Annotated in this window: 8 protein-coding genes and 1 pseudogene; 1 reads left to right on the top strand and 8 read right to left on the bottom strand. The window is 32.5% G+C overall.

The genetic code is table 11. The features are described 5' to 3' along the window. On the bottom strand, nucleotides 1-406 hold a 406-nt coding region (locus CUL_RS0115420), incomplete at its 3' end, for a UPF0236 family transposase-like protein (RefSeq protein ID WP_025642601.1). Nucleotides 407-606: 200 nt separating this feature from the next. Here CUL_RS0115420 and CUL_RS0115415 point away from each other — a divergent pair. Continuing rightward, entirely contained in the window at nucleotides 607-1,518 is a 912-nt protein-coding gene (locus tag CUL_RS0115415; protein ID WP_005584216.1) for a selenium metabolism-associated LysR family transcriptional regulator, read from the top strand. A gap of 77 nt (nucleotides 1,519-1,595) precedes the next feature. Here CUL_RS0115415 and CUL_RS0115410 read toward each other — a convergent pair whose 3' ends face one another. From CUL_RS0115410 to CUL_RS0115380, 7 genes and pseudogenes are all read right to left on the bottom strand, one after another. Then, nucleotides 1,596-2,258 carry a response regulator gene (locus CUL_RS0115410; protein WP_005584217.1) on the bottom strand — a complete coding sequence of 221 codons (663 nt, stop codon included), beginning with the start codon at nucleotides 2,256-2,258 and terminating at the stop codon, nucleotides 1,596-1,598. A 2-nt stretch (nucleotides 2,259-2,260) separates the two neighbouring features. Further along, nucleotides 2,261-3,424, bottom strand: coding sequence for a sensor histidine kinase (locus CUL_RS0115405; RefSeq protein ID WP_025642598.1), 1,164 nt, complete (start codon nucleotides 3,422-3,424; stop codon nucleotides 2,261-2,263). Between the two features lie 15 nt (nucleotides 3,425-3,439). Continuing rightward, entirely contained in the window at nucleotides 3,440-3,898 is a 459-nt protein-coding gene (locus CUL_RS0115400) for a chemotaxis protein CheW (RefSeq protein WP_005584220.1), read from the bottom strand. Nucleotides 3,899-3,982: 84 nt separating this feature from the next. Then, entirely contained in the window at nucleotides 3,983-5,113 is a 1,131-nt protein-coding gene (locus CUL_RS18170) for a TMEM165/GDT1 family protein (protein ID WP_025642596.1), read from the bottom strand. Between the two features lie 235 nt (nucleotides 5,114-5,348). Next, the gene (gene hutI / locus CUL_RS0115390; RefSeq protein WP_005584222.1) at nucleotides 5,349-6,623 is read right to left on the bottom strand and encodes an imidazolonepropionase; all 1,275 of its coding nucleotides are present in this window, start codon (nucleotides 6,621-6,623) and stop codon (nucleotides 5,349-5,351) included. An 11-nt stretch (nucleotides 6,624-6,634) separates the two neighbouring features. After that, on the bottom strand, nucleotides 6,635-7,531 hold the full coding sequence (gene ftcD, locus CUL_RS0115385; protein WP_025642593.1) for a glutamate formimidoyltransferase: 897 nt from the start codon (nucleotides 7,529-7,531) through the stop codon (nucleotides 6,635-6,637). A 13-nt stretch (nucleotides 7,532-7,544) separates the two neighbouring features. Then, nucleotides 7,545-8,262: pseudogene (locus CUL_RS0115380) on the bottom strand (urocanate hydratase); the annotation flags it as partial.

Raw genomic sequence — 8,262 nt, 5'->3', positions numbered from 1 at the left:
AACTTACATCAGTAGATTTATCTAAAATATCTCCCTTTAAATTCCCCTCAACTCTTTCGTATTTCTCTATCCCCAATAATTCATCTAAAATATATACATAATTATTTTCATTTATATTTTTATAATATGCCCTTTCAAATTCTAATTCACCAAATTTAGTAATTAAAGTTCTTTCAACTTTTCCTTTATGAACATGGTATTTTCCACTTCTTTCAGGAGATTTTTTAATAATACTATTTAATTCACTAATTATTGCTTGAATAGTTTTAATACCAATATCATTAACCATTTCTCCAACTGAATCTACAATATCATCGAGGTTTCCTTCGCCTTCAAGAACTCTTATTATATTTTCTTCAATTTCACCCTTAACTTTTCCTGCTATTAATTGTATAATATTATTCATAGAGAATATCCTCCTTTTTTGTGATTTCGACGATTACATTATATCAAATTGAGGATTATTCTCTATATTTTTTTGTTTATTTGTCCAACAATTATTTTACACTAAGTTAATTTTAATTTAGGTTTTCATTTTTATTTAACTCTGATAGAATAAATGTGCAGGTGCAAATATAAAAATCATATAGAAAGGATGATATTGACTTGGATTTAAGACAACTTGAAACTTTTATTGAAGTAGCTAACTTAAAAAGTTTTTCCCGTGCCGCGGAAAAACTGTTTATAACACAACCTACTGTAACTAACCATATACAAAGTTTAGAAAAAGAATTAGGCTCTTTACTGATTAATCGTTCTGGCAAAAAGATTTCTCTTACAGAAGCAGGCAGTCTTTTTTACAAATATGCAATTAATATTGTCAATTCTTGCGAAATGGCAAAATTTGATTTAGCAGCCTATAAAGGCAGCATTCAAGGACATCTTCATATTTATTCTAGCTCTGTTCCCAGAAAATATATTCTGCCTAATATAATCGATAGTTTTTTGAAAAGCTATCCGGAGGTAACTTTTACCCTAGAAGATAAGGATTCAAAGAATGTAGTAAAAAGCATTTTAGAGGGGGATACTGATTTTGGTATTGTTGGTGCCAAATATCCATCTAATAGGCTAAATTATATTGAACTAATGGAAGATAAGTTGTTAGCAATTACGCCTAATACTTCCCTTTATCCTAAACCTAATTACTCATACTTAACCCTAGATGAAATTATTAATGGAAGAATAATCTTTAGAGAAGAGGGGTCCGGCACTAGGAATTTATTAGTAAATAGATTAGAAGAAGGTAACATAAATATAGATGAGTTAGACATTATAGCATATGTGGAAGATACTGAGACCATAAAAGAATTGGTATCATTAGGGGTAGGTATAAGTTTCCTATCACAGAGAGCAGTTACAGATGATATTAGATTGGGAAAATATAAAGTATATTATATGAAAGAAGTTGATTTTAATAGAAAGTTTTATTTTGTTTATCACAACAAAAGACAACTTTCGCCTTTAAATGAGACCTTTAAGGATTTTGTTCTAGAATATATTAAAAATCATACTATATGAAATAAATTTTTAAAACCTTCGTTGAAGTGTTCCTATATATGATAAAGAAACCAAAGAGATCATTCCCCTTGGTTTCTTTATATTTTTTTGATATTGTTTTTAAATGCAAATATAGCTGCTTGGATTCTATCATTAACCTCAATCTTTTTAAATATGCTCGAAACATGATTTTTAACCGTTTTCTCACTTATGTAGAGCCGGTCGGCAATATCTTTATTGTTTAATCCTTCTGCTATTAGGGTCAATACCTCGTATTCCCTTTTAGTTAATAATCTAATCTTTTCCAATCCCTTATTGCCCTCAGCATCACCTTGCCCTATCCCCTCAACTAACATGGAAGCTATACTAGGTTGAATATAAGTCTTCCCATCATTTACATCCCTTATAGCTTTAATAAGGCTATCAGCATCTGAATCCTTTAAAACATATCCATCAGCACCAATTTTCATAGTTTCGAATAAATATTCTTTATCTTCGTGAATAGTTAGCATAATAACATTAGATTTAACTCCTAAGTCCTTTAATCTCCTTAAAACATCAATTCCATTCATATTTGGCATATTTATATCTAACAATATAACATCTGGATTATATTCCACAGCCCTATCAACAGCCTCTTTACCATCTCCAGCTTGAATTATAACATCAATATCATTTTCTAGCTCTAGCAATTGCTTCAGTCCTTCGCGCATTAATACATGATCATCTGCTATCATTACAGATATTTTTCCCTTTCCCATTATTAGCTTTCCTCCTCTGGTAACATTATATAAATATTGATTCTAGTGCCTCTGCCTGGCCAGGATTTGATTTCTATATTACCCTCTAACAATTCTACTCTTTCCTTTATACTTATTAAACCAAACCCGCCGGTTGCACTACCGCCAATTTTATTAACCTCCTCTTGATTAAAACCAATTCCATTATCTACTATAGATAGATTTAGTCTTGTTGGAGAATATTCAAGAGTAATCCTAGCTTCTGTTGCTTTAGAATGTTTAAAGACATTGTTTAGGGATTCTTGTATAATTCTAAAAACGGCTACCTCTATAGCTGAATTTAAATTAACTACATCCCCCATGATATTTAATTTTACATCTATTCCGCTATAATCTATAAAATTATATATGTATCTTTCCAAGGTCGGAATCAGTCCTAAATCATCTAAAGACATAGGTCTTAAATCGTATATTGTCTTTCTTAAATCCTTTAACGTCGTTCTAACTATGGTTTTTAAGTTTTTTAATTCTTCTCTAGATTTATTCCTATCAATATCCATTAATCTTTCACATATTTCAGCTTTCACCAATATATTTGCCATAGATTGGGCTGGACCATCATGGATATCCCTAGCCAGCCTTTCCCTTTCCTCTTCTTGGGCTTCAATTATTTTTATACCTAAAACTTGTCTTTTATTGAGATGGTCAACCGTAAACAATATTTCGTCTAAGTTGCCTTTTAAATATTCTGTTACTACGCTAACAGACTTTCTCACCTTTTCAGCCTTTTCAAAAACTTCTATGGCAGATTTTAATCTAAATTCCTGTTCTTTTCTCCTTTCAATTAGCCTTTTCTCTTCCTCTCTTTTTAAAAGGAGTCTAATCCTACATTCATTAGCTTTATCGTAAGCATCTTTTAAATCTTCTTCAGTATATATCCTAAAATTTTTGCTTACATTTGATAAATAGGCTCTACTTTTTCTCTCTTCAATCTCCAATAGGTCTACTTCCTTTATTACTTTGTCAACCCTTTCTTTTATTTCAAATAATTCCTTTTCTATATGCTTAACATCATCCCTGGCATATTCGACAATTTCTGTTATCTCTTCCTTACTACTTTCAATAGAATAGATAGTCTCTTGCAATATTTCATTTATACGTTCAACTTTGGAAAAAGTATTTGCCACAATTTACACCTCTTTTTATATTTCCATCGTTTCAATTTGATCTTTTTCTTTATCAGTTAATATTTTATGTAAGTCTAAAAGGATTAATAGTCTGTCCTCTCCAACTTTGCCTACACCTGTAATGAATCTCCTGTCTACCTCTGATATTATATCAGGAGTTGGATCAATTTGCTCGTCATCCAACCTCAAAGTTTGTGAGGCTTCATCTACAACAAATCCTATCTCTTTATCTTCAAGGTTTATGACAATTATCCTTGTATCTTTGGTTACTTCTGAATCACCCAATTTGAACCTTTTCTTTAAATTGATTATTGGAATTACATTTCCCCGATAATTAATTATTCCCTCAATGAAATCTGGAGCATTAGGTACGTTAACGGATTCTTGATACGGTACTATCTCCTTTACATTCATTATATCGATGCCAAATTCTTCAGCACCTAAATTAAATACTACATATTGGTTTTCAGCCACATTAACTCCTCCTTCTTTATTTTTTTGCTTATTCTATATTATTCTACATAAAACTTCTTTATCCTTCTTTATTTTTATTATATTTTAAATAGAAGGGCTAAGCTTATCATTGATCGTATTTTCTAAGTTTTTTCCTACAGAATAATTAATCCTTTTAATATGTCTAATATACTTAGGTAAATCACCATCAAATCTAATATTTCTTCCTAGCAAGATTAGCTCTAGAGAATCTTTCACCTGATTAACAATAAATTCTTCATCTTTTATCATACCATATTCCATATAATCAGCTATTATTAAACTTAATGCCTCTATTACTTTGGTTTTGTCGAAGTTTTTTGTTGCAAATTTTGATAGGTTTGCTTTTTCTTCAACATAGTATTGTTCTTTATCCCTTGCATCTTGTAAAAGCCTCTTTGTATACCCTATAATACAATCCTTACCAGAACATTTCCCACAAATTCCTTCTCCAAGACAGATGTCGTCTACAGCTTCTTTTAAAACCTTAGTTTGAACATATAGAGTAGCTGCTACTTCTTTGATTGGAGAATATTCAGAATATCTTCTTCTGTTAATCAACCTTCTCATTAATGCTAAATGGACAAACAGGATTCCAATAAAATAAAGCCCAATATTAAATAGATTTAATATTTCTATCGGTATCCATTTATAAAGCTTTAATGTTCCAAAAAATATAAATACTATAGATGAAATTATTTTAATTGAAATATCCGGCATTTTCTCTCCAATTTTACTACCTACAAAGATTCCTAAGCCACTAGTCCCTAGCATACCTAATGTAGTTCCACATAATATAATGAAAGGATAGCTTCCTTCTGCAGATAATGTCATAGCCGTTAGTTGGGTTTTATCGCCTAATTCACCAATAAAAAAAGCTAGAGCTACTGTAACAATAGGCCCAAAAGCTTTTTTGTTATCCTTTTTTCCTAATTCTTCTTCCTTTAATGCCAATAAACCGAAGATGACAAACATAATTCCTGCAACTAACTGGATTAAATTCATAGGAATCAATTTAGATAAATATTGACCTAATACTATTGCTAAACCATGGTTTATAAAAACCCCAATAAGTACTCCTGCTAAAACTTCCTTAATTTTATACTGAGTTGCAAAGGTCATTGCTATTATCTGTGTTTTATCTCCCATTTCTGCAATGAATATTAAAAGAAATGCCCTAATTAATTCAGTAACCATCTTTTTTCTCCTTTTTCTTCAAGTTGAATATTATTGTTTATATTTTACCTTATATTGTTTAATATGTGTTATAAAAAAGACTTTTAGTTTAATAGAAATTTCTATTAAACTAAAAGTCTCGCTCCCCTTTAAAGAAAGGGTAAATAGGACCAGGTGTATTCCACCAGCATGTTGATCCTATTTTAGTAATACATACTATAGCTACTCCCTTTTAGCATTCTTAATTAAATACATTCTATAATATATTACTTGATTTTTCAAATGCTAATTTGCCCCTTTTGATAACTTTATCCGTATGGTTAATTCCAAAATGATAGATAATATAATCTAAATTGGGTGCATCAAATATAACTATGTCTGCTTTTTTACCAACTTCTATACTACCTATTTCCTCTTCCAATCCCACCGAAGCAGCTCCATTAATTGTTGCAGCTGTAATTACTTCTTCTGGCGTCATTTTCATGATTATAGAGGCAAAACTCATAACTAACTGTATGTTTTCTGTAGGACAACTGCCTGGATTATAGTCAGTAGAAAGAGCTACTGGTACCCCTTGTTCTATCATTCTTCTAGCTTGTGCAAACTTCCCTGACTGTAAGTTAAAGGATGTACCTGGAAGTAAATTAGCTATTACTCCTTTTTCCGCCATCATCCTTATTCCTTTTTCACTAGCTGCCACTAAATGGTCTGCTGAAACACATCCTACTTCTGCCGCTAATTCTGCTCCACCCATAGGTTCAATTTCATCTGCATGTACTTTTGGTAATAACCCATGTTTTATAGCTGCTTCTAATATTTCCCTTGATTCCTCTACTGAAAAAACTCCTTTTTCACAGAATACATCGCAGAATTTTGCCAATTTCTCATCTGCCACTTGAGGAATCATTTCTTTGATAATAATATCGATAAAAGCCCTTGGATTATCCTTATATTTTGGCGGTATAGCATGGGCTCCCATGAATGTAGATACTATATCCACATAATGGTCTTCATTTAGTTTGTTTGCCACCTCCATCTGCTTAATTTCCGTATCAAAATCTTCTAATCCATATCCACTTTTTGCTTCCACAGTTGTGACCCCAAAACCCAGCATTATATCCAAACTCTTTTTAGCCTTATCGTAAAGTTGCCCAAAACTTGCTTCCTTAGTGGCCTTAACCGTACTATGAATGCCACCACCAGCTTCTAATATATCTAAATATTTAGCTCCTTTTAATTTCATGGATAATTCATGTTCCCTAGAGCCACCATGGACAAGATGGGTATGAGAATCTACAAGGCCTGGCGTAACGGTTTTGCCTTTTCCATCTAAGAATATTGTATTTTCATGAGTTTCAATATCAGATGGAAGCTCACCTTTTCCTACATAAATTATTTTGTCGCCTTTTATAGCCACTATCCCATCATTTATAAGACCAATATCTCCCATTTCCTCTTTTGTCCTTGGTCTATTAGGCCCCTTTAACGTTATTAAATTGTCTACATTTTTTATAATAATATCTACTTTCATCCTATCACACCTTATTCAAACATTCTTTTTTCAAGGATTTGACTAGAATCGAAGTTTTCTAATCTTAAATAATAATCTGCAACATCTACTAGAGCTTGCATAGGCACTAATCCTATAATTTCACTTCCTATTACATTTACTCCATACCGTTTAGCTTCCCTTTCTATAGTATCAAATACTCTAAATAGAGATGTCCTTGTATAATCAACCATATTCATAGAAACTTGTACTATTCCTCTTTCAGCTATTTCTAGTCCTATAGCTTTACAGTAGGTAAATCCACCAGTTCTTGCCCTTACAACATTGGCGATCTTCTTTGCAATTTCCACATCACCAGTTGCCAAATTTACATTGAACGCAACTAAAGGCATTCTTGCTCCTACTGCCGTTACCCCAGCTCTTTCATTTAAAATATCTGGCCCAAAATCTGGTTGCCATTCTTCTTTTTTAAGTTTTTCTGCCATTCCTTCATATTGTCCCCTTCTAATGTCTGCCAGGTTTTCCCTCTCCTTGGATTTTGCAGACTTTTCATATAGGAAAACTGAAATTCCTAGTTCCTCACCTATTCTCTTTCCTAATTGAATAGAATACTCTATACATTCTTCCATAGTAATATCAGATATAGGTATAAGTGGTATAACATCTGTTGCTCCCATTCTTGGGTGACCTCCCCTATGGGTCTTCATATCTATTAACTCAGCTGCAGTCTTAGTTGCATTAAAGGCTGCTTCTATAACCTTTTCTGGTTCACCTATAAAGGTTACTACAGAACGGTTATGGTCTTTATCCATTGAATAGTCTAGTAACTTTACCTCATCTATTATCCTTATTTCTTCCACTATTTTTTCAACTATTTCCTTATTTCTTCCTTCACTAAAATTAGGTACACATTGAACCAATCTTGCCATTAATATCTCCTTTCTATTTCTCTGTATTCTCCTCATATCCTTCATCTACTAACTTTTTAATTAAATCCTCATCAGGTAGATATGGAATTGTAATATGGTCTGTATCCTTAAATTGGTTATTGTATTCAATAACAGTTTTAATAGAATTTTCATTTCTTGCCCATGATCTTCTTGCTACTCCAACCATTGCATCCCAAGGCATTGCTGTCTTTAGTATATTATCTACTCTTTCACTTCCATCTAATACCATACCAAATCCACCGTTTATTGCTTTGCCTATTCCTACTCCACCACCATTATGGAGGGCTACTAAGCTCATTCCCCTTGCTGCATTGCCTGCAAAACAATGGGTGGCCATATCTGCCATTATATTACTACCGTCTTTTATATTGGCTGTTTCCCTAAAGGGCGAGTCGGTTCCTCCTGTATCGTGATGGTCTCTTCCTAGCATTACTGGACCTATTTCTCCATTCCTCACCATTTCATTAAATTTAAGGGCTATTTTTAACCTTCCTAAAGCATCTTGATATAGAATCCTTGCTTGGGTTCCTACTACTAATTTATTTTCTTCTGCATCTCTTATCCATACCCAATTATCCCTGTCTTGGAATCTTCGATCTGGGTCTATACAGTCCATTGCTGCTCTATCCGTCTTTATTAAATCTTCTTGTTTGCCACTTAAACATACCCATCTAAAAGGACCGTATCCATAATCGAACAGCATTGGGCCC

Source organism: [Clostridium] ultunense DSM 10521 (assembly GCF_000511955.1).
GTDB lineage: Bacteria > Bacillota > Clostridia > Tissierellales > Tepidimicrobiaceae > Schnuerera > Schnuerera ultunensis.
Note: the sequence above shows the minus strand (reverse complement) of the source record. Positions and strands in the feature narration are given on the sequence as shown.